This is a genomic window from Pseudomonas sp. R76 (assembly GCF_009834565.1).
Classification (GTDB): domain Bacteria; phylum Pseudomonadota; class Gammaproteobacteria; order Pseudomonadales; family Pseudomonadaceae; genus Aquipseudomonas.
In genome coordinates, this window is the sequence record NZ_CP019428.1 from 5,174,468 (window position 1) to 5,195,425 (window position 20,958).

Annotated in this window: 20 protein-coding genes; 3 read left to right on the forward strand and 17 right to left on the reverse strand. The window is 60.5% G+C overall.

Features of this window, described 5'->3' with window-relative positions; all coding sequences use genetic code 11:
• The 8 genes from pabC to PspR76_RS23290 form a co-directional block, all read right to left on the reverse strand.
• Entirely contained in the window at positions 1 to 816 is an 816-nt protein-coding gene (gene pabC, locus PspR76_RS23255; RefSeq protein ID WP_159959085.1) for an aminodeoxychorismate lyase, read from the reverse strand.
• Positions 816 to 2,060, reverse strand: coding sequence for a beta-ketoacyl-ACP synthase II (fabF, locus tag PspR76_RS23260; protein WP_159959087.1), 1,245 nt, complete (start codon positions 2,058 to 2,060; stop codon positions 816 to 818). The genes pabC and fabF overlap by 1 nt, the downstream gene beginning before the upstream one ends.
• A 127-nt stretch (positions 2,061 to 2,187) precedes the next feature.
• On the reverse strand, positions 2,188 to 2,424 hold the full coding sequence (gene acpP / locus PspR76_RS23265) for an acyl carrier protein (RefSeq protein ID WP_016973676.1): 237 nt from the start codon (positions 2,422 to 2,424) through the stop codon (positions 2,188 to 2,190).
• A 191-nt stretch (positions 2,425 to 2,615) separates the two neighbouring features.
• On the reverse strand, positions 2,616 to 3,359 hold the full coding sequence (gene fabG, locus PspR76_RS23270; protein ID WP_015885432.1) for a 3-oxoacyl-ACP reductase FabG: 744 nt from the start codon (positions 3,357 to 3,359) through the stop codon (positions 2,616 to 2,618).
• A 32-nt stretch (positions 3,360 to 3,391) separates the two neighbouring features.
• Positions 3,392 to 4,330: an ACP S-malonyltransferase gene (gene fabD, locus PspR76_RS23275; protein ID WP_159959090.1), complete on the reverse strand. Its 939-nt coding sequence runs from the start codon at positions 4,328 to 4,330 to the stop codon at positions 3,392 to 3,394.
• 144 nt (positions 4,331 to 4,474) lie between these two features.
• Positions 4,475 to 5,485 carry a phosphate acyltransferase PlsX gene (plsX, locus tag PspR76_RS23280; protein WP_159959092.1) on the reverse strand — a complete coding sequence of 337 codons (1,011 nt, stop codon included), beginning with the start codon at positions 5,483 to 5,485 and terminating at the stop codon, positions 4,475 to 4,477.
• Between the two features lie 4 nt (positions 5,486 to 5,489).
• Complete coding sequence (gene rpmF, locus PspR76_RS23285) at positions 5,490 to 5,672, reverse strand: 50S ribosomal protein L32 (RefSeq protein ID WP_008152339.1); 183 nt, start codon at positions 5,670 to 5,672, stop codon at positions 5,490 to 5,492.
• Between the two features lie 13 nt (positions 5,673 to 5,685).
• Complete coding sequence (locus PspR76_RS23290; protein WP_032886799.1) at positions 5,686 to 6,216, reverse strand: YceD family protein; 531 nt, start codon at positions 6,214 to 6,216, stop codon at positions 5,686 to 5,688.
• Positions 6,217 to 6,321: 105 nt separating this feature from the next.
• Here PspR76_RS23290 and PspR76_RS23295 point away from each other — a divergent pair, with 105 nt between their 5' ends.
• A complete protein-coding gene (locus tag PspR76_RS23295; protein ID WP_159959094.1) occupies positions 6,322 to 6,900 on the forward strand; it encodes a Maf family protein in 579 nt (192 codons plus the stop codon).
• 129 nt (positions 6,901 to 7,029) lie between these two features.
• Here the strand turns inward: PspR76_RS23295 and PspR76_RS23300 are convergent, their stop codons facing one another.
• The 3 genes from PspR76_RS23300 to rluC are packed head-to-tail and all read right to left on the reverse strand — an operon-like array spanning position 7,030 to position 9,643.
• Positions 7,030 to 8,013: a S49 family peptidase gene (locus tag PspR76_RS23300; RefSeq protein WP_159959096.1), complete on the reverse strand. Its 984-nt coding sequence runs from the start codon at positions 8,011 to 8,013 to the stop codon at positions 7,030 to 7,032.
• Positions 8,014 to 8,034: 21 nt separating this feature from the next.
• The gene (locus PspR76_RS23305; protein ID WP_159959098.1) at positions 8,035 to 8,697 is read right to left on the reverse strand and encodes an HAD-IA family hydrolase; all 663 of its coding nucleotides are present in this window, start codon (positions 8,695 to 8,697) and stop codon (positions 8,035 to 8,037) included.
• Positions 8,684 to 9,643 carry a 23S rRNA pseudouridine(955/2504/2580) synthase RluC gene (rluC, locus tag PspR76_RS23310; protein WP_159959100.1) on the reverse strand — a complete coding sequence of 320 codons (960 nt, stop codon included), beginning with the start codon at positions 9,641 to 9,643 and terminating at the stop codon, positions 8,684 to 8,686. Before rluC ends, PspR76_RS23305 begins: the two co-directional genes overlap by 14 nt.
• A gap of 768 nt (positions 9,644 to 10,411) precedes the next feature.
• Between rluC and rne the strand changes: the two genes are divergently transcribed.
• On the forward strand, positions 10,412 to 13,621 hold the full coding sequence (gene rne / locus PspR76_RS23315; protein ID WP_159959102.1) for a ribonuclease E: 3,210 nt from the start codon (positions 10,412 to 10,414) through the stop codon (positions 13,619 to 13,621).
• 99 nt (positions 13,622 to 13,720) lie between these two features.
• On the opposite strand, the gene PspR76_RS23320 is transcribed toward rne, so the two are convergent.
• From PspR76_RS23320 to PspR76_RS23335, 4 genes are all read right to left on the reverse strand, one after another.
• The gene (locus PspR76_RS23320) at positions 13,721 to 14,161 is read right to left on the reverse strand and encodes a cupin domain-containing protein (RefSeq protein WP_159959104.1); all 441 of its coding nucleotides are present in this window, start codon (positions 14,159 to 14,161) and stop codon (positions 13,721 to 13,723) included.
• A 186-nt stretch (positions 14,162 to 14,347) separates the two neighbouring features.
• Positions 14,348 to 14,935: a nucleotidyltransferase family protein gene (locus PspR76_RS23325; RefSeq protein WP_159959106.1), complete on the reverse strand. Its 588-nt coding sequence runs from the start codon at positions 14,933 to 14,935 to the stop codon at positions 14,348 to 14,350.
• Positions 14,932 to 15,918, reverse strand: coding sequence for an XdhC family protein (locus tag PspR76_RS23330; protein ID WP_159959108.1), 987 nt, complete (start codon positions 15,916 to 15,918; stop codon positions 14,932 to 14,934). Before PspR76_RS23330 ends, PspR76_RS23325 begins: the two co-directional genes overlap by 4 nt.
• A 223-nt stretch (positions 15,919 to 16,141) precedes the next feature.
• Positions 16,142 to 17,473, reverse strand: a complete 1,332-nt coding sequence (locus PspR76_RS23335) for a dicarboxylate/amino acid:cation symporter (protein ID WP_159959110.1) — start codon at positions 17,471 to 17,473, stop codon at positions 16,142 to 16,144.
• Positions 17,474 to 17,812: 339 nt separating this feature from the next.
• Here PspR76_RS23335 and PspR76_RS23340 point away from each other — a divergent pair, with 339 nt between their 5' ends.
• Positions 17,813 to 18,811 (forward strand): AraC family transcriptional regulator, encoded by a 999-nt coding sequence (locus PspR76_RS23340; protein WP_159959112.1) that lies wholly within the window; start codon positions 17,813 to 17,815, stop codon positions 18,809 to 18,811.
• A 120-nt stretch (positions 18,812 to 18,931) separates the two neighbouring features.
• Here the strand turns inward: PspR76_RS23340 and PspR76_RS23345 are convergent, their stop codons facing one another.
• Complete coding sequence (locus PspR76_RS23345) at positions 18,932 to 20,278, reverse strand: ATP-binding protein (protein WP_159959114.1); 1,347 nt, start codon at positions 20,276 to 20,278, stop codon at positions 18,932 to 18,934.
• On the reverse strand, positions 20,275 to 20,952 hold the full coding sequence (locus tag PspR76_RS23350; RefSeq protein WP_025854135.1) for a response regulator: 678 nt from the start codon (positions 20,950 to 20,952) through the stop codon (positions 20,275 to 20,277). The genes PspR76_RS23345 and PspR76_RS23350 overlap by 4 nt, the downstream gene beginning before the upstream one ends.
• Positions 20,953 to 20,958 lie beyond the last annotated feature (6 nt).

Here is a 20,958-nt window from a genome sequence, read left to right on the forward strand (position 1 = left end):
TCAAATTTCCAATAGCGCGCGAACAATGCCCTGCAGTTTACGGGTGAGCGGCCCAACCGACCAGCTCATCGCAGCGCAACCACGCACCGGCCAAATGCCATAGACGCTGTTGCACACAAAGACTTCGTCGGCCTGCTGCAACTGTTCAACGCTGATGTCGGCCACGGCCAGCGGGATGCCCAGCGCTTGCGCCTGGGCCAGAATCTCGGCGCGCATGACTCCGGCAACCCCGCAACGATTCAGATCAGCGGTCAGTAACACGCCATTGCGCACCAGGAACAGGTTGCTGAAGACGCCCTCGATGACGCGCCCGGACATATCCAGCATCAAGCCTTCGGCATGCTCGGCATCCTGCCACTCGGCGCGGGCGATCACTTGTTCAAGACGATTAAGGTGCTTGAGACCGGCCAGCAACGGCTGCTCGGCCAAGCGGGTGGCGCACGGAAACAGGCGGATGCCGTCAGTTCCATGAGCGTCGGGATAGGTAGCGGGCGGATTGCCCTGCAAGATACGGCGCACCGGCGCGCCGGGGTTGATGCCATAGCCGCGCTGGCTGTCGCCGCGGGTGAGGATCAATTTGAGAACACCGTCGCCGAGGGCGGCGGCATAAGCCAGCACTTCGTTGCGGATCAGCGTGTGATCCGCCACGAAGGCAAGGCGCCTGCAACCCTCATCGAGGCGCTGCAGGTGGCGGTCGAGCAGCACAGGCTGCCCAGCCGTGACGGCGATGGTTTCAAACAAGCCGTCGCCGTACGCCAGGCCGCGATCTTTCAGGGGCACGCTGCCCGCTGGCTGACCGTCGACCCAGCTGTGCATCACTGCGCGAACCGGCGGAACACCAGGGAGCCGTTGGTGCCACCAAACCCGAACGAGTTGGAGATCACCACGTCGATCGGCATCGGCTGCGCTACGTGAGGCACGAAGTTCAGGTCACAACCTTCGTCCGGCTCATCGAGGTTAATGGTCGGCGGAGCGACCTGATCCTTGATGGCCATCACACTGAAGATCGCCTCGACTGCGCCCGCCGCACCCAACAGGTGGCCGGTCATGGACTTGGTCGAACTGACCGCCAGCTTGTAGGCGTGCTCACCGAACACCGACTTGATGGCTTCGGCTTCCGCCAAATCGCCGGTCGGGGTCGAGGTGCCGTGGGCGTTGATGTACTGCACCTGGTCGGCGTTGACCTTGGCATCACGCAAGGCGTTGGTAATGCAACGCGCAGCGCCGGCACCGTCGGACGGCGGCGAGGTCATGTGGTAAGCATCACCGCTCATGCCAAAGCCAATCAGCTCGGCGTAGATGGTGGCACCACGCGCCTTGGCGTGCTCCAACTCTTCCAGCACCAGCGCACCGGCGCCGTCGGACAGTACGAAGCCGTCGCGACCCTTGTCCCACGGACGGCTGGCACGCGTTGGCTCGTCATTGCGCGTCGACAGCGCACGGGACGCACCGAAGCCGCCCATGCCCAGGCCGCAGGCGGCCATTTCTGCGCCACCGGCGATCATCACGTCCGCTTCGTCATAGGCGATGTTGCGCGCCGCCATGCCGATGCAGTGAGTGCCGGTGGTGCATGCCGTCGAAATGGCGTAGTTAGGCCCCTGTGCACCCAAGTGGATAGACAGGAAACCGGAAATCATATTGATGATCGAGCCCGGTACGAAGAACGGTGAAATTCGACGAGGGCCGGAATCGTGCAGCGTGCGGCTGGTTTCTTCGATATTGGTCAAACCGCCAATACCCGAACCCATGGCCACGCCGATGCGATCACGGTTGGCGTCGGTGACTTCCAGGCCGGCATTACGCACCGCCTGAAAACCGGCTGCCAGGCCGTATTGAATGAACAGGTCGAGTTTGCGGGACTCTTTGATCGAGAGATATTCCTCGACGTTAAAACCCTTTACCGAGCCGCCAAAACGGGTGGAATAGGCAGAAAGGTCCGTGTGTTCAATCAGACCAATACCACTGTGGCCAGCCAGAATGCCCTGCCAACTGCTCGGCACATCCGTGCCCAGTGGCGACAACATACCCATACCGGTGACTACGACGCGTCTACGCGACACAGCACTCTCCTTTTTCTAATGACGACACTTCGCTTCGACGCTCTGTTTTCAACAGAGCTAAAGAAAAAACCGCACGCCGTTACAGCAGTGCGGTTTTTCCCTAACAGCAAGCGACGACTACAAACTATTACGCCTGGTGGGCAGTAACGTAGTCGATAGCAGCTTGAACAGTAGTGATTTTTTCAGCTTCTTCGTCCGGGATTTCGGTCTCGAATTCCTCTTCCAGAGCCATCACCAGCTCAACGGTGTCAAGGGAATCGGCACCCAGGTCTTCTACGAAGGAAGCGCTGTTGGTCACTTCTTCTTCTTTAACGCCCAGTTGCTCGGCGACGATTTTCTTGACGCGTTCTTCGATGGTGCTCATACCTTGTTTAACTCCTAATGGACAAATTCAGGCAGCTGGCCAGTGGGTAAGTGTATAGAAAGCCATTTCAGCTTTTCAACTGAAAGCTTCACCCTGTACCCGGTCGGCCACCTGCCTATAAATTAAGTTGCAGCTTTATAACGGATTTTAGACAGCTCGTATGACATTTTTTTGAAGCGATCCGTCACAATTTAACTCATGTACATCCCGCCGTTCACCGGGATTGTAGCCCCAGTCACGTATGCCGCACCGTCGGATGCCAGGAAAGTGACCACGTTTGCGATCTCTTGAGCCTGGCCCAGACGGCCCAGCGGAATCTGTGTCAGCAAGGCTTCACGCTGTGCTTCCGGCAGTTCGCGGGTCATATCGGTGTCGATGAACCCTGGGGCCACCGAGTTGACCGTAATCGAACGCGAACCGACTTCACGTGCCAATGCACGGCTGAAACCTTCCAGACCGGCTTTTGCCGCCGCGTAGTTTACTTGGCCTGCGTTGCCCATGGCACCCACTACGGAGCCAATATTGATAATTCGACCCCAACGCGCCTTGGTCATGCCGCGCAAAACCCCCTTGGACAGGCGAAACAGACTGTTCAAGTTGGTATCGACCACGTCGTACCACTCGTCGTCTTTCATGCGCATCATCAGGTTGTCGCGGGTAATACCGGCGTTGTTCACCAGAATAGCCGGTGCGCCGAACTGTGCAGTGATTTCAGCCAGTACCGCAGCAACTGACTCATCGCTGGTCACGTTCAGCTCAAGGCCGGTGCCCTGCACGCCGTTTTCTTTCAAGGTGGCGGCGATACGCTCGGCACCCGAGGCGGACGTAGCGGTGCCGATGACCACGGCGCCCTGACGGCCCAGTTCCAGGGCGATCGCCTGGCCAATGCCACGGCTTGCGCCGGTAACCAGTGCAACTTTACCTTGCAGACTCATGCAGGCTTCTCCTAAGTTCGGGGATCAGGGATTCAGGCCAGTGCCGCACGCGCGGCAGCGAAGGCATCCGGGGTATTCAGGTTGGCAGTCGACACACCGTCGGCGCAGCGCTTGTTCAGGCCGGCCAGGACTTTGCCCGGACCACACTCGACCAGCTCGGTGGCGCCGTTGGCGGCCAGGGTCTGGACCGACTCAACCCAGCGCACAGGCTTGTAGAGTTGCTCCAGCAGGTCGCGCTTGAGGGTGTCGAGGTCGGCGGCAACGGCCGCGCTGACGTTCTGCACCAGCGGGATCTGTGGCGCCTGCCAGTTGATGGCGGCGATGGACTCGGCAAAACGCTCGGCGGCCGGGCGCATCAGCTCACAGTGCGACGGCACGCTCACCGGCAACGGCAAGGCACGCTTGGCACCACGGGCCTTGCAACCCTCGATGGCCCGCTCAACCGCCGCCTTGGCACCGGCGATCACCACCTGGCCAGGGGAGTTGAAGTTCACCGCACTGACCACTTCGCCCTGGGCCGCTTCGGCACAGGCTTGGATCACAACGGCATCGTCCAGGCCCAGGATAGCGGCCATGCCGCCCTGCCCGGCCGGAACGGCCTCCTGCATCAGTTGGCCACGACGCTCGACCAGCTTGACCGCTTCACCCAGGGTCAGGCTGCCTGCAGCCACCAAGGCGCTGTATTCGCCCAGGCTGTGACCGGCCACGTAAGCCGGGCGCGCGCCGCCTTCTGCCAGCCACAAGCGCCACAGGGCGATCGAAGCGGTCAGGATGGCTGGCTGGGTTTTGTCGGTTTGATTGAGTTGTTCTTCCGGCCCCTGCTGGGTCAGCGCCCACAGGTCGTAACCCAGGGCATCGGAAGCTTCCTTGAAGGTTTCCAGGATCAACGGATGTTGCGCGCCCAGCTCGGCCAACATGCCGAGGGACTGCGAACCCTGCCCTGGAAAGACGAATGCGAGGGATGTAGACATGTAACAAGCCCCTAATGATCTGGTCGTCAAAATAAACGCTCCCGATTTTTGAGATGAATCCAAGGGTGGGAGCGCACGAAACTGACAGATTGGATGGTCAATTGAACTGGCCGGTCACATTTAAGCACTCCCGGGCCAATTCGCCTAAAGCAACAGATCCTCAAGACGGCCATGCAAGCGTTGCGGCAGGTTTTCCTGAATCTCGATCAACGCCCGCGCAATCGCACTTTGGAAGCCTTGCACACCCGCCGAGCCATGGCTTTTCACCACAATGCCCTGCAAGCCCAGAAAACTCGCACCGTTGTGCCGCGCCGGTGCCAGGTCAGCCTGCAAGCGGCGCATCAACGGCAGCGCCAGGGCGCCGACCATGCGTGACGCCAGGTTCTGCCTGAACAAGGCCTCGATACGCGTGGCGATCATCGTCGCCAAGCCTTCGCTGGACTTGAGCAGGATATTGCCGACAAACCCGTCGCACACCACCACATCCGCTTCGCCGCGATACAAACCATCGCCTTCGACAAAGCCGATGTAGTTCAAGCCCCGCGCGCCTTGCAACAAGGTGGCGGCGAGCTTGACCTGCTGGTTGCCCTTGATGTCTTCGGTGCCGATATTCAGCAACGCCACCCGTGGCCGGGTCACGCCCAACGCCTCGGCGGCCACCGAGCCCATCACGGCAAACTGGAACAGGTGCTCGGCACTGCAATCGACGTTCGCGCCCAGGTCGAGCAACTGGCAATAACCTTTCTGCGTCGGGATCGCCGCGACCATCGCCGGCCGGTCAATCCCGGGCAGCGTCTTGAGCACATGCCGCGACAACGCCATCAACGCCCCGGTGTTGCCGGCACTGACACACGCCTGCACCTTGCCGTCGCGCAGCAACTCAAGGGCCACCCGCATTGAAGAGTCGGGTTTGCCGCGCAGCGCTGTCGCCGGCTTGTCCTCCATGCTGATGGTTTCGCTGGCTGGCGTAATCGTCAGGCGCGCGCGATCCACCGCCGGATGGCTGGCAATCAGTTCTTCAAGAAGGGAGGGTTGACCGACGAGGGTCAGGTGCAGCGAGGGCGTTGCAGACAGGCTGGCAATGCAAGCCTGAACAATGCTGCGGGGACCGAAGTCCCCGCCCATTGCGTCAATCGCGATGACTTGAGCAGACAAGTGATTACTCGTCAGCGCCCTTGTCGATCACTTTACGGCCACGGTATACGCCTTCTGGCGATACGTGGTGACGCAGGTGAATTTCACCGGTGGTTTTTTCTACAGACAGAGTGCTCGCCGTCAGGGCGTCGTGCGAACGACGCATGTCACGGGCAGAGCGGGATTTTTTGTTCTGCTGAACAGCCATAATTGATTAACTCCTAAACGTTTGGGTCACGCTTTAACTGCGCCAATACACTGAACGGGTTGGACCGCGTTACCTCGTCCTCGCTCGGCTCGGCCTCGTCATCGAGACCCTCCGGCTGCTGGCATTCTTCCGGATGATGAGCAGGCACAATGGGCAAGGCGAGCAGAAGCTCTTCCTCGATCAGTGCATGCAGATCCAAAGGATCTTCGCCCAGTTCCAGCACGTCATAACCTTTCGGCAACGACTGGGTATTCGCACCCTCCTTCACCACAGCGTAACTGCATTCGCTGTGAATCGGCAGGGTGACCAGCTCAAGACAACGCTGGCAAACCATTTTGACTTCGGTGTCGATAAAACTGTGTATTACCACAGACTTACGTTCATCTCGTTCAAAAACGAATTTGGCCTGCACCGTACCGACAGTGTCGGAAAGCGGGTCGCAGAGTCTCTCCAAATCGGCCAGCAGCAATTCACCTTGAAGGGAAGTGCCACGATCTGCCAATTTGCGCGGGTCAACGTGAGGTGGAATCGGGTCATTCAACATAGGCGCAGCATTATAGGGATGCACCCAGCCATGTCAAAGGAAATTCAGCCCTGTGCGTCAGCTGGTCGCCTCGCTAGAATCTCCAACTGCCTTAAGGAGACGCCCATGCTGCCTTTATTACTCGCATCCAGCTCGGTTTACCGCCGGGAATTACTGAGCCGCCTGCACCTGCCGTTCATCTGCGCGTCGCCGGATATCGACGAAAGCCATCGCGAAAATGAATCCGCCATCGAGCTGGTCAAGCGCCTGGCCGAAGAGAAAGCTCGCGCCCTCGCCAGCAGCCATCCCGGGCACCTGATTATCGGTTCGGACCAGGTGGCCGCACTGGACGGGCGAATCATCGGCAAACCCCATACCTTCGAAAACGCCCGCGAACAGTTGCTGGCAGCCAGCGGCAAGCGCGTGAGCTTCCTTACAGGCCTGGCACTGCTCAACAGCGAGACCGGGCACCGCCAGGTCGACTGCGTACCGTTTACGGTGCAGATGCGCGTGCTGGACGCTGAGCGGATCGAGCGCTACCTGCGACTCGAACAACCCTATGACTGCGCAGGCAGTTTCAAGGCTGAAGGGCTGGGCGTAAGCCTGTTCCAAAGCACTGAAGGGCCGGATGCAACAAGCCTCGTAGGCTTACCGCTGATTCGGCTGGTGGACATGCTGCTGGCTGAAGGCGTGCAAATACCTTAAGCCCACCACAAAACCAATGTGGGAGCTGGCTTGCCTGCGATGCACACACCTCGGTACATCAGTCGAACCCGGGTGATGCTATCGCAGGCAAGCCAGCTCCCACATGTTGAAACCTGTCGCTTCGAGGTATCAGCGCAGGGTCGGGCCCTGGAAGCCCATGTACAACGCCAACTTCTCCGCCACGCTGGCGCCGAGCTTCTTGGAGAAGCGATCAAACGGCGATTCCTCAACGGTGAAATCCACCAGTTCCTTCTCGCCAATCACGTCCCGGGCTACCGAACTGGCACTGCCCAGACCATCGATCAGGCCCAGCGGCAATGCCTGCTCACCCGACCACACCAGCCCGGAAAACAGTTCCGGATGGTCTTTATCCTTCAGGCGATCACCACGCCCCTGCTTGACGCTGGCAATGAACTGACGGTGCGTGGTGTCGAGCACGCCCTGCCAGAACTGGGTTTCGTCAGCCTTTTGCGGCTGGAACGGGTCCAGGAAAGCCTTGTGCTCACCCGAGGTGTAGGTGCGACGCTCCACGCCGAGCTTCTCCATGGTGCCGACAAAGCCGTAACCGGCCGCCGTCACACCAATGGAACCGACCAGGCTGGCCTTGTCGGCATAAATCTGGTCAGCGGCGCTGGCGATGTAATAGGCACCCGAGGCACCCAGATCGGAAATCACTGCATACAGCTTGGTATCCGGGTGCAGCGCGCGCAGGCGACGAATCTCGTCATACACATAGCCCGACTGCACAGGGCTACCGCCCGGGCTATTAATACGCAGGATCACAGCCTTGACCTTGGGGTCGTCAAACGCAGCACGCAGGCTGCTGACTATATTGTCGGCGCTGGCGGACTCCTTGTCGGCAATCACCCCGCGCACTTCAATCAAGGCGGTGTAGTTGCTGCCACGGGTGGCACTTTTTTCCATGTCCATCAGCGGGCTGAACAGCACCAGCATGGCAATCAGATAGGTAAAGGTCAGCAGCTTGAAGAAAATCCCCCAGCGCCGTGCGCGGCGCTGCTCCTGAACGCTGGCCAGGAGAGTCTTCTCCAGCAGCTTCCAGCTTTTATCATCACCGCTCTCGGCCTTTTCGGGCGCTTTCCACTCGTCACTCATGCCATCAACCCCAGCAAAGACTTATTGGGCCCGGCTGAGCCAGGCCTGCAGTTCAGAAAAATGATCAATCGTCAGCCTGGGCTCGTATTGCTGCAAGGCCTCGGCAGCCTGGGCACCGTAGCTGACGGCAACGCTGTCCATGCCGGCGTTGCGCGCCATCATCAGGTCGAAGGATGCATCACCCACCATCAAGGCCTGGCGCGGCGCTACGCCGCAATGCGCCAGGATCTGCTCCAGCATCAGAGGATGGGGTTTGCTGGCGGTTTCATCCGCGGCGCGGGTGATGTCGAAATAATCTTCATAGCCATGCGCCTTGAGCACCCGATCCAGGCCGCGACGAGCCTTGCCGGTGGCGACTGCCAACCGATAACCCTCGGCGCGAAAGGCCTCCAGCGACTGCACTACACCGTCGAATAACGGCGAAGGCGTGGCTTCCAGCGCAATGTAGTGATCAGCGTAATGGTCGCGAAAGGTCACCAGCTCAGCGTCGCTGATCTGGGGGTACAGGGTACGGATCGCCTCAGGCAAACCCAGGCCGATAATGCCCTTGACCGCCAGATCGGTGCACAACTCGAAGCCCGAGCGGGCCGAGGCTGCGTGCATTGATTCGACGATCCGACCAATGGAATTACACAGGGTGCCGTCCCAATCAAAAATCAGCAGCTTGTAATCAAGGTGCGACACTCAAACGCTCCACGGTCTTGGCCCACATCTCATCGACCGGCGCCTGCAGCTTCAGTTCGCCGCCGTCAGGCAGCGGCACGGTCAGCATGTAGGCGTGCAGGAACAGGCGCTTGCCGCCCAGGTCGCGAATTTCCTTGGAGAAATCCTCGTCACCGTACTTGGTGTCGCCGGCAATGCAGTGGCCCGCGTGCAAGGTATGCACGCGAATCTGGTGAGTACGCCCGGTCACCGGCTTGGCCTCGACCATGGTGGCGAAGTCGCCGAAGCGGCGCAGCACATTGAACAGGGTCAGGGCTTCTTTGCCTTCCTCGTCGACTTCGACCATACGCTCGCCGGAGCGCAGGTTGCTCTTCTGCAGCGGCGCACGGACACTCTTGATCGAGCTGGCCCAGTTGCCACGCACCAGCGCCATGTAACGCTTGTCGACACCGTCGCCACGCAGGGCGGTGTGCAAGTGGCGCAACATGCTGCGTTTCTTGGCGATCATCAGCAAGCCGGAGGTGTCGCGGTCCAGTCGGTGGACCAACTCCAGTTCCTTGGCATCCGGGCGCAGTTGACGGAAGGCTTCGATCACGCCGAAATTCAGGCCGCTGCCGCCGTGCACCGCAATGCCGCAAGGCTTGTTGATCACGATCAGTTTGCTGTCTTCGAAGACAATCGACGCCTCGAGGCGCTGCAACAGGCCCTGGGCCAGCGGCACGGGCTCGTCTCGCTCAGGCACGCGCACTGGAGGCACACGAACGATATCGCCCGCCTGCAGCTTGTACTCGGGCTTGATGCGCCCCTTGTTCACGCGCACTTCGCCTTTACGCAAAATGCGGTAAATCAAGGTCTTGGGCACGCCTTTGAGCCTGGCCAGGAGAAAATTGTCGATGCGTTGGCCGGCATATTCCGGCGAGACCTCGAGCAGCTGGACGCTGGGGGTCTGGGGGGCGGTAGTCGTCATGGCGGCGATGATAACAATTTTTTATGGAATTGAAGCACTTAATCATTGCTGCTATAGTCGCGAACGCCGCCAAAAGCGGCCTGGACAGAGGACTTGCGGCAAATTGCCGGCCCTGACCATCGCAATTCATCAGGACGCGAGGCCGTCCTACGGGGCTTTCGCCACCTTGGAAGGCTCGAGATTGTAACAAGCGCAGGTGACATGAGGCCTGAAGCGAGTGCAGAAAGCAGAGTGAATACTCGCGTTCCGCGCCGATATTTACGGCCAGTTCACAAAGTGCAGTCAGTCTTGAGCCAGACCATGGCGAATGCTTCGGAAACAACGCCTGTTAAGAGCTGAGTGAGAGCGCAGTCGCCCACATTCAGTCTTGTTTAGCCATGAGCGTGGACTCCCCATTGGAGAACACGGTAAATGCCAACCCGCTGCGGATTCTGCGCGCGGCAGCACCCGAATTATCAGGGATACGTGTAGGGTGGAGATGCACAACCGTCGGACCGTGTAGCACTAGGCTTATATTTAGACGCTTCATCTCGTCCACAGTCGCCGGTTGATTCCTCCTCCTGACCTTAGCTTTTGTTGAAGTGGTGCCTTTGTCACCACCGCTAACAAGCAGGACGCGTCCGTCGCGATACCGGCCCAATTGGCTCGTTATTGCTGGACACTGGAGTGGCCAACCACTCTTGACGCACCTGACACCGACCGTGAGAAGTCGTGTGTGCCGAACGCCGTTTCCGGCAGCCCGGAAACCGACGGTACAACATGAAAAGAATGCTGATTAACGCAACTCAACCCGAAGAGTTGCGTGTTGCACTGGTAGATGGCCAACGCCTCTACGACCTGGACATTGAATCCGGTGCACGCGAGCAAAAGAAGGCCAACATCTATAAAGGCCGTATTACTCGCATCGAACCAAGCCTTGAGGCTGCCTTTGTCGATTTCGGCTCCGAGCGCCACGGCTTCCTGCCCCTCAAAGAAATCTCCCGCGAATACTTCAAGAAAGCCCCTGAAGGCCGCGTGAATATCAAGGACGTCCTGAGCGAAGGCCAGGAAGTCATCGTCCAGGTCGAAAAAGAAGAACGTGGCAACAAGGGCGCCGCCCTGACCACCTTCATCAGCCTGGCTGGCCGTTACCTCGTGCTGATGCCGAACAACCCGCGTGCCGGCGGCATCTCCCGTCGCATCGAAGGCGAAGAGCGCAACGAACTGCGTGAAGCGCTGAACGGTTTGGTCGCGCCGGCCGACATGGGCTTGATCGTTCGCACTGCCGGCCTTGGCCGCAGCAGCGAAGAAATGCAGTGGGACCTCGACTACCTGCTGCAACTGTGGACCGCTATCAAAGAAGCGTCCCTGGATCGTTCCGCGCCGTTCCTGATCTACCAGGAAAGCAACGTGATCATCCGCGCCATCCGCGACTACCTGCGCCAGGACATCGGCGAAGTGCTGATCGACAGCGTTGAAGCCCAGGACGAAGCCCTGACCTTCATCCGCCAGGTGATGCCGCAGTACGCCAGCAAGATCAAGCTGTACGAAGACAGCGTTCCGCTGTTCAACCGTTTCCAGATCGAAAGCCAGATCGAGACCGCCTTCCAGCGCGTGGTCGAACTGCCTTCCGGCGGCTCCATTGTGATCGACCCGACCGAAGCCCTGGTGTCCATCGACATCAACTCGGCGCGTGCGACCAAAGGCAGCGACATCGAAGAAACCGCCCTGCAGACCAACCTGGAAGCGGCTGAAGAAATCGCCCGCCAGCTGCGCCTGCGTGACATCGGCGGCCTGATCGTGATCGACTTCATCGACATGACCCCGGCCAAGAACCAGCGCGCCGTGGAAGAGAAAGTCCGCGAATGCCTGGAAGCTGACCGCGCCCGCGTACAGGTCGGCCGTATTTCGCGCTTCGGCTTGCTGGAAATGTCCCGTCAGCGCCTGCGCCCATCCCTGGGCGAGAGCAGCGGCATCGTCTGCCCGCGTTGCAACGGCACCGGCATCATCCGTGACGTTGAATCGCTGTCCCTGGCGATCCTGCGCCTGATCGAAGAAGAAGCCCTGAAAGACCGCACCGCCGAAGTCCGTGCGCAAGTGCCGATTCCGGTCGCAGCTTTCCTGCTCAACGAAAAACGCAACTCGATCACCAAGATCGAACTGCGCACCCGTGCCCGTATCGTCATCCTGCCGAACGATCACCTCGAAACGCCGCACTTCGAAGTGCAGCGCCTGCGTGATGACAGCCCGGAAGCCCACAGCGGCCAGTCCAGCTACGAAATCGCAGCTGCCGCAGCTGAAGTTGAAGAAGTCCAGCCAGCCGCCGCGACCCGCACCCTGGTTCGCCAGGAAGCGGCCGTCAAGACCGCACCGGCACGTGCCAACGCTCCGGTTCCGGCCGAAGCTGCTGCACCGGTTGCCGCACCGGCCGCCCTGCCTGAGCCAAGCCTGTTCAAAGGCCTGGTGAAGTCGCTGGTGAGCCTGTTCGCCACCAAAGAAGAGCCTGTTGCCCCGGTTGTGGTTGAAAAACCTGCCACCGAGCGCCCGGCGCGTAACGAAGAGCGTCGTAACGGTCGCCAGCAAAGCCGTAACCGCAACGGTCGTCGTGACGAAGAGCGCAAGCCTCGCGAAGAACGTGCACCGCGTGAAGAACGCGCACCACGTGAAGAGCGTGCACCACGCGAAGCCCGTGAAGAAACTCCAACCGTAGCCCGTGAAGAACGTGCACCGCGCGAAGAGCGCGCACCACGTACCCCACGCGCACCACGTGAAGATCGCAAGCCACGTGGCGAGCGTGAAGAACGTGTGCGTGAACTGCGTGAGCCACTGGACGCCGCACCCGCTGTTGCTAGCGAGGCCGCCAGCGAAGAACGCCCGGCTCGCCAGCCGCGTGAAGAGCGCGCCCCACGTGAAGAGCGCCAACCGCGCCCGCCGCGTGAAGAGCGTCAACCACGTGCCGAGCAAGCCGCTGCCGCCAGCGAAGAAGAAGTACTGACCGGCGAAGAGCAACAGGAAGATGGCCAGGACAACGCCGAAGGCGATCGTCCACGCCGCCGCTCCCGTGGCCAGCGTCGTCGCAGCAACCGTCGCGAGCGTCAACGCGATGCCAACGGCAACGTGATCGAAGGCTCGGAAGAGACCGGCGAAAACACAGAAGCTGCTACCAACGAACCGACTGGCGCCGAATTGGCTGCCGGCCTGGCGGTAACAGCTGCCGTTGCCAGCTCGGTCATCAGCGCACCTGCTGAAGCCCAGGCTCACGAGCAAGCTGAACGCGCCACTGCCGCTGTCGAAGAGACCGTAGCAGTCGAAGCGCCAGTGGTTGAAACACCCGTTGCTGAAACACCAGTGGTTGAAGCACCGGTTGTTGAAGCGCCTGTTGTCGAAGCGACCACCCCGATCGACGCCCCCGTGGTGCCGGAAGTGGAAGTCGCGCCGGTTCGCGAAGCCCAACCAGAAGTGGAAGTGGCTGCTGTGGAGCCTGCACCGGTGGTTGAACCTCAGCCAGTGGTTGAAGCCCCGGTTGTTGAAGAAGCTGCTCCGGCCGTGCGTGAAGTTCGCGAAGAACAGACCGCCTTCCAGTGGGCTGCCGAGCCAGTGGCTGCGGTTGAAGCGCCAGCACCTGCCCCAGTGGTAGAAGAGGCGCCGGCACCGGTTGCCGAAGTGGTTGCCGAACCTGCTCCAGTGGTTGAGCCTCAGCCGGCGGTTGAAGCGCCAGTGGTTGCCGAAGTCGCCGCCCCGGTGGTTGAAGCAGCCCCTGCCAGCGCCCTGACCGAAAACGGCCGCGCGCCGAACGACCCGCGTGAAGTGCGTCGCCGTCGCAAGGAAGCTGAGGCGGCCGCTGCAGCAGCCGCTGCCGCAGCGCAAGCGCCAGCCGCTGAAGCCGCGGTTGAGCACACTGCCCCAATCGTCGACGAAACCCCGCGTTCCGTCGAAGAAGTGGCAGAGCACAGCCCAAAGGCCCTGGAAGCAGAGCACGAGCCTAAACCCCTCGTCTGATTCCATCCGCCACTAAAAAGCCCCGCCAGGTAACCCTGGCGGGGCTTTTTTTTGCAGTTATTGCGCAGGCACTCAGCGCTCAACGGATAAAAATCGACCTTATGGCGCCACAGGCACAAGGTCAAACTTGCCGGCCTGGTGCTGATACAACAAACAATCGGCCCCTGGCCTGCACCCACTGAAATGCTTCAATTTGGCGGGCAAGCTGTAGTAAGAGCCCGGAGGATAATCGACAGTCTTGCCATCGATAATCGCGTAGAACGTACCTTCAAGCACAACGGTTGGCAGCGTTTGCGTATGGAAATGGTCGGGGTTGTTCCTGCCGGCGGGAAATCTGACAAACGCCTCATACGGGCCGAAACCCAATAGGTCCCCTTTCAGATTGGCATAAAAAATACCCCCGCTACCCGGTACCTCCTTCCATATCAGCGTGGCGACGGGAGCTGAAACCACCACATCCGGCTGAGGGGGCGGGATGTAGGCCCACGCAGAGGTGGTGAGTGAAAGGGTCAGGCCAATAGCTGCTTTAAGGGTTTTCATTGAGGCACTCACTGTAAATTCATTTTTACACCTCAGCCTCGAAAGAAAATAATGCCACTTCAGTGAATGAAAACGCAGGCAATAACAGCATTCTGCCTCTGAACTGATGGCAGGAAATATGGCTGCACACCCAGCATGCGCCACACTTGGCAGTCTAGAAGAGAAAACTGAAAAGCTACTGCGGGCTCACCTGCCGAAGTGCAGTGCTTGCGGCACGTCCACATCCCACAAAACGCCGGGATCATCGACGCTCACCTCCAGCGGGCAACCCTTGGCAAACAGCGGCTTTGCACCGCGATCACCGGACAACGCGCACAAGGCTGGCCCCCATGCACGGCCGAACGCCACAGGATGACCGTACTGACCGTCATGCACCGGCACGCTGATGCTTTCGTCTGCCAGCGCGGCGGCCACGTGATCAATACTCGAAGGCAAGATGAACGGCATATCCCCCAACACCACCAGCCAGCCATCGCTTGGGCTGCTGGCTGCGACTGCCGCCGCCAGGCTGTCGCCCATGCCTGCCGACTCCAGCAGCAACACTTCACAACCGTAGAGACGCGCCAGGCGAATCACCTCAAGACGGTCCGGCGAGGTCACCACCCAGCGCTTCACGACACGTTCAGGCAGATTCAACAGCACCTGCTCGATTACCGGCCGCGTCACGCCATCCAAGCCTACGCAATCGGCCAGCAACTTATCTTTATCAGCCCCCGCCTCGGCTCGAAAACGACTGCCCTGCCCGGCCGCCAGCACGATTGCGGTAATGCTCATTCAGCCGCCATCGGTAACGGCTTTTTCTGCGTCGGTGCCACGCCATTTTTGATCGCGACGATTTCCGCCATCAACGACAGGGCGATCTCCGACGGCGTGTGACTGCCGATATGCAAACCGATCGGCCCATGCAACCGTGCTATCGCCTCCGCCGACAAACCCAGCGCCGCCAGGTTTTCGCGACGTTTTTGCGTGTTGACCCGCGAACCGAGGGCACCGATGTAGAACGCGCTGGAATTCAACGCCGTCAGCAGCGCCATGTCATCCAAACGTGGGTCGTGGGTCAGGCAGACGATGGCCGTGCGTTCATCGGTCTGGATGTTCAGCACCGCCTCATCCGGCATGCCCGGCACAAAGCGGCCGTGCTGTTCTTCCCAGCCATAGGCAAACTCTTCACGGGGGTCGCAGATCAGCACTTCGAAGTCCAGCAGCCGCGCCATCTCGGCCACGTAGCGTGACAACTGCCCTGCGCCGATCAATAACAAACGCCAACGCGGGCCGTAAATGGCCCGCAGGCGTTCACCATCGAAGGTCACCACGTCGGTTTTGCTTGCACTGCCCAAACTCACAGTGCCAGTGGCCAGGTCCAACTCTCGCGCGACGATTTCATGCGCCTCACACCGTTCCAGCAACTGCGCGACCCAGCGCCAGTCGTCGACCCGTTCTTCGGTCAGGCGCAACGTACCGCCGCACGGCAAGCCAAAACGCGCCGCTTCATCACGGGTAACGCCGTAGGTCACCAATTGCACCGGCGGGCCATCATCCGGCAAACGCCCGTCCTGCAACCTTGCGATCAAGTCATCCTCGATGCAGCCACCGGACACTGACCCAATCACCACGCCATCGCCACGCAGGGCCAACATCGCGCCCGGCGGACGCGGCGCACTGCCCCAGGTCTGGACCACGCTGTAAAGCACCACGCGGTGCCCGGCGCGACGCCAGTCGAGCACGCTGCGCAAGACATTCAGATCCACACTGTCCATCAACACTCCTGCTCACGATGCGGCGCAAATAACCGATTGGCCAATGCGTTATAGAACGGGCAATCCAACGCGAGTTTCATCTGCGCAGGCCACCTCTGGCGATTGATGAAGTGGTTACTGACTGTAAATCAAAAAAAACCAAAAGTGACCCACCAGAAACGCAAACGCCCCGAACAGGTCGGGGCGTTTGCAGCGCGTTGGGTGCTTTCACACCTTCGGCAAGTTACTTGATAGCAGGGGCAGGACCTTCAGCCACACCCAGGTCATCTTCCGGACGGGTGTCGGAGATGCCAGTACCGCCAGACGCCAGCTCGCTGTGCAGCTTGTCGGTGTCCAGTTCCTTGACCCACTTGGCCACAACGATGGTGGCAACGGCGTTACCGACCAGGTTGGTCAGTGCGCGGGCTTCGGACATGAAGCGGTCGATACCCAGGATCAGCGCCAGGCCGGCAACCGGCAGGTGGCCAACAGCCGACAGGGTCGCGGCCAGTACGATGAAGCCGGAACCTGTCACGCCTGCAGCGCCTTTGGAGGACAGCAGCAGCACCAGCAGCAAGGTGATCTGGTGGGTGATGTCCATGTGGGTGTCAGTCGCCTGGGCGATGAACACGGCAGCCATGGTCAGGTAGATCGACGTACCGTCGAGGTTGAAGGAGTAGCCGGTTGGAATCACCAGGCCTACTACGGATTTCTTCGCGCCCAGACGCTCCATCTTGATCAGCATGCGTGGCAGTGCGGATTCGGAGGAGGAAGTACCCAGTACGATCAACAGCTCTTCACGGATGTAGCGAACCAGCTTCAACACGCTGAAACCGTGCGCGCGGCAGATGGCGCCCAGCACCACCACCACAAACAGGATGCAGGTGATGTAGAAGCAGATCATCAGCTGGCCCAGTTGCACCAGGGAACCCACACCGTAGGCACCGATGGTGAACGCCATGGCGCCCAGGGCACCGAGTGGCGCGAGCTTCATGATCATGTTGATGATGTTGAACATCACGTGGGCGAAGCGATCGATGAAGTCCAGCACCGGCTTGCCGTAGGCACCCAGGCGATGCAGGGCGAAACCGAAGATCACCGAGAACATCAGCACTTGCAGGATGTCACCGTTGGCGAAGGCGCCGACGATGGTGTTCGGGATCACGTTGAGGATAAAGCCAACAACGCTCTGGTCTGCACCGGCAGTCACGTAGGCAGCGACTTTAGAGGCGTCCAGGGTAGCCACGTCGATGTGCATGCCGGCGCCCGGTTGCACAACGTTGACCACGACCAGGCCGATCAGCAGGGCGATGGTGGAAACGACTTCGAAGTACAGCAGCGCGTAGCCGCCGGTTTTGCCGACCGATTTCATGCTTTGCATGCCAGCGATGCCGCTGACAACGGTGCAGAAGATAATCGGGGCGATGACCATTTTGATCAGCTTGATAAAGCCGTCACCCAGTGGCTTGAGGGCCACACCGGTCTGCGGGTAGAAGTGACCGAGCAAAATACCGATAACGATTGCAACGATCACCTGGAAATACAGGGATTTGTACAGTGGCTGACGAGTCGTCATTGCAAAGTTCCTCAATCGCACCGTGTGGCAAAGATCCGCCATTGCCCACGACACTTGAATTGCGAACCCTCCTGCACTGGAGGGATTTGTTGTTTGCGAGGCCTGTAGGAACCAGCCTGCGCTGTAATACTTATCGCAAACGCCGTGCCACTTCGCTGAAAAACCCTGAAGGCCCTTAGACATCAGGGCTTGGGGTTTCCAAGCCGCCGCCAGTGCCGCCAACAAGGTGGCGGAAATCCGCCCACACACCCGGTCTCGTCCTACAATTTGGCGGATATCCGCCTTGTCGCCTTCCCGTGGGGTGGCTACCATCCGCCACTCCATGGACGAGGCCCTCACATGCGTGAACGTACCATCGCCAGTCACTATGCGCGCGCCGCCCTCGGCGGTGCTCGCCGGGCGGGCTACGACTACTCGGGCTTGCTGCTGCAGGTCGGCATTACCCCGGAGTTACTCACCGAACCACGCGCCCGTATCGCCCCCGAGCAATTTACCCGGCTGTTGCAAATGCTGTGGCTGGCGCTGGACGACGAATACCTGGGGTTTGCCGAAGGCCCGAGCAAGCGCGGCACCTTCGCCATGATGTGCCACGCGCTGATTCACTGCCGCACCCTGGAGAAGGCTCTGGAACGCGGCTTATTATTTTATAGCCTATTCCCGCAGGGTCCGCGCTGGCAGCTGACAAGAAACGGCGACATGGCCCGCCTGAGCCTGGACGATTCGCAACTGTGGGACCCGGACCACTTCCTCAGCGAATGCCTGCTGGTGATCTGGCACCGCCTGGGCAGTTGGTTGATCGGCCAGCGTATCCGGCTGCAGCAGGCCACCTTCAGTTACCCGATGCCGGCGCATGCCGGCGAATATGACCTGCTTTTCCCCTGCCCCCAGGTGTTCGGTGCGGCGCATAGCAGCCTGGTGTTTCCCGCACGCTACCTGAGCCTGCCGCTGCTGCAGGACGAACGCACGCTTAAACACTTTCTCGAGCGCTCCCCCGCCGACCTGCTGTCGCGGCCGGATGAAGGCGACAGCTTGAGCAGCCAACTGCGCCGTTTGCTGAGCCGCGACCGCACGCCCTGGCCAGACCTGGAAGCCGTCGCCCAGCACCTGCATATCAGCCCGCAAACCCTGCGCCGGCATTTACGTGAGGAAGGCACCAGCTTTCAGGCGCTCAAGGATGAGTTGCGGCGGGACATCGCCATCTACCATTTGGGGCGGGCGGATTTGTCGTTGCAGGAGATTGCCGAGCAACTGGGGTTTTCCGAGCCGTCGGCGTTTCATCGGGCGTTCAAGAAGTGGACGGGGCTGACGCCGGGGGCGTATCGGGCGCAGGAGAGTTAGAGCGGTGTTGTGTGTGCTGGCCTCATCGCAGGCAAGCCAGCTCCCACCTTTTGATGATGTGAACCCGATCAAATGTGGGAGCTGGCTTGCCTGCGATGGGGCCGGTCCAGGCGATACAGATCAAACCGCCGGAAAGTGAATCTTGAACGCCGCGCCACCCAGCGGTGAGTCACCCAATGTCAGCCGCGCGCTGTAGCTTTCAATGATGTCCTTGACCACCGCCAAACCAATGCCCTGCCCGGGATGCTGACGGTCCAGCCGCTCCCCCCTTTGCAGAATCCGCGCACGCTGATCAGGCGGCACGCCAGGGCCGTCATCCTCGATGCACAGCTCGGTGCCTTCAAGGTTTTCCGTGAGGCTGATGCGCACTTCGCTCAGGCACAGGCGGTAAGCGTTTTCCAGCAGGTTGCCGAGCATCTCCAACAAAGCGCCCTTCTCAATCGGCAAATCGCACTCCGGCGGCAAATCAAATGTCACCGTCACGCGCTTGTCGCGGTAGACCTTGTCGAGCGTGTCGCACAGGCTTTGCAGCACCGGCTCCAAGCGCACCTGGTGGCGCACCAAACCGCTTTTGCGCAGGCTGGCGCGCTGCAACTGGTAGCCGATCTGCTGGCTCATGCGTTCGATCTGCGATTGCAACACCCAGGCCTGGCCGCGATCTTCGGGGCGCTGGGCCATGTCTTCGCTCACGCCTTGCAACACCGCCAGTGGGGTTTTCAGGCTGTGGGCCAGATCATCCAGGGAATCGCGATAGCGCGCGCGCTGCTCACGCTCGCTGTGCAGCAAACGGTTCAGCGAGCCGGTCAGGCGCAGCAGCTCGCGAGGGTGCTCTTCGGAGAGGCTTTCGCGGGTGCCGCCTTCGATCTGGTCGAGTTCCTGGCTCAACCGCCGCAGGGCTTGCAGGCCCCAGGTCAGGCCCAGCCACAACAGCGTCAGCAACACGAGCAAGGCCGCGCCGAAGCCCAGGTAGAGGTTTTCCTGCAAACCTTCGAGGGTCAGCTGGTATTCGCGCACCGGTTGCAGGGCAACGATACTGAACGCCGCGCTCTTGCCGCCGAGCAGCTTGACCTCGACGTCATACACGAAAAATTCCTGGCCGTTGGCCTCGCGGATGCGTGCAAACTCGTTGCCGCGCCCGTCGTAGCGCGGCTTGTAGTTGATGTTTTCTTCCTGGGTCGCTCGCGAGCGCCAGACCAGATGGCCTTCACGGTCGTAGATATAGCCGAGCAAGCGGCTGTCGGTGAGGTTGAAACGCTCGTCCGGCAACTGCGCCGGCATCAGCAGGCGGTTGTTTTCGACCCGCGCCGCAGAAATCAGCGTGGTGACGTCCGAGGCCAGGCGCTGCTCGATGGAATCCTGCAACGCCAGGCTGAACGCCCCTTGCATGGCGGGCAATAAGCCCAGCATAAACGACACGGCCAGGGTGGTGGCCGCGAGCATCAAGCGCACACGTAACGAGCGAATCAACGGCAGCGCTCATTAAACAGGTAGCCCAGGCCGCGCACGGTGTCGATCGGCTTGAACCCGCCCGGGCCTTCCAGCTTGCGGCGCAGGCGCCCAACCAACACTTCGATTACGTTCGGATCACGCTCGTCGTCATCGGGATAGAGCTGTTCCATCAAGCGGTCCTTGGCAACCACTTGCTGATGGTGACGCATCAGGTATTCGAGAATCCGGTACTCATAGGCGGTCAGCGCCAGCGGCTGTTCATCCAGGGACGCTTGCTTGCGGTTGAGGTCCAGCAGCAGTGGTCCGGCGACGATGGTCGACTGGGTGAACCCGCTGGAGCGGCGCAGCAAGGCGTTCATGCGCGCTTCCAGCTCTTCGAACTGGAACGGCTTGACCACGTAGTCGTCGGCGCCGGCGGCCAGGCCTTCGACCTTGTCCTGCCAGTTGCCGCGTGCGGTGAGGATCAGGATCGGGAAGGTCTTGGCCTGGCTGCGCAGTTGGCGGATCAGGTCCAGGCCGCCCATGCCGGGCAGGCCCAGGTCGATGATGGCCAGGTCATGGTTGAATTGCCCGGTCTGGTACAGGGCTTCCTCGGCATTGGCCACGGCCTCGACCACGTGCCCGCTGTCTGTCAGGCGGGTGAACAGGTGATGACGCAACAGCGCCTCATCTTCCACGACCAGCAATTTCATAAGGCT

Coding starts and splice junctions, on each gene's coding strand:
- pabC (WP_159959085.1), bottom strand. CDS start 816: ATGCACAGCTGGGTCGACGGTCAGCCAGCGGGCAGCGTGCCCCTGAAA.
- acpP (WP_016973676.1), bottom strand. CDS start 2,424: ATGAGCACCATCGAAGAACGCGTCAAGAAAATCGTCGCCGAGCAACTG.
- fabG (WP_015885432.1), bottom strand. CDS start 3,359: ATGAGTCTGCAAGGTAAAGTTGCACTGGTTACCGGCGCAAGCCGTGGC.
- fabD (WP_159959090.1), bottom strand. CDS start 4,330: ATGTCTACATCCCTCGCATTCGTCTTTCCAGGGCAGGGTTCGCAGTCC.
- rpmF (WP_008152339.1), bottom strand. CDS start 5,672: ATGGCTGTTCAGCAGAACAAAAAATCCCGCTCTGCCCGTGACATGCGT.
- PspR76_RS23290 (WP_032886799.1), bottom strand. CDS start 6,216: ATGTTGAATGACCCGATTCCACCTCACGTTGACCCGCGCAAATTGGCA.
- PspR76_RS23295 (WP_159959094.1), top strand. CDS start 6,322: ATGCTGCCTTTATTACTCGCATCCAGCTCGGTTTACCGCCGGGAATTA.
- PspR76_RS23300 (WP_159959096.1), bottom strand. CDS start 8,013: ATGAGTGACGAGTGGAAAGCGCCCGAAAAGGCCGAGAGCGGTGATGAT.
- rluC (WP_159959100.1), bottom strand. CDS start 9,643: ATGACGACTACCGCCCCCCAGACCCCCAGCGTCCAGCTGCTCGAGGTC.
- rne (WP_159959102.1), top strand. CDS start 10,412: ATGCTGATTAACGCAACTCAACCCGAAGAGTTGCGTGTTGCACTGGTA.
- PspR76_RS23320 (WP_159959104.1), bottom strand. CDS start 14,161: ATGAAAACCCTTAAAGCAGCTATTGGCCTGACCCTTTCACTCACCACC.
- PspR76_RS23325 (WP_159959106.1), bottom strand. CDS start 14,935: ATGAGCATTACCGCAATCGTGCTGGCGGCCGGGCAGGGCAGTCGTTTT.
- PspR76_RS23330 (WP_159959108.1), bottom strand. CDS start 15,918: ATGGACAGTGTGGATCTGAATGTCTTGCGCAGCGTGCTCGACTGGCGT.
- PspR76_RS23335 (WP_159959110.1), bottom strand. CDS start 17,473: ATGACGACTCGTCAGCCACTGTACAAATCCCTGTATTTCCAGGTGATC.
- PspR76_RS23340 (WP_159959112.1), top strand. CDS start 17,813: ATGCGTGAACGTACCATCGCCAGTCACTATGCGCGCGCCGCCCTCGGC.
- PspR76_RS23350 (WP_025854135.1), bottom strand. CDS start 20,952: ATGAAATTGCTGGTCGTGGAAGATGAGGCGCTGTTGCGTCATCACCTG.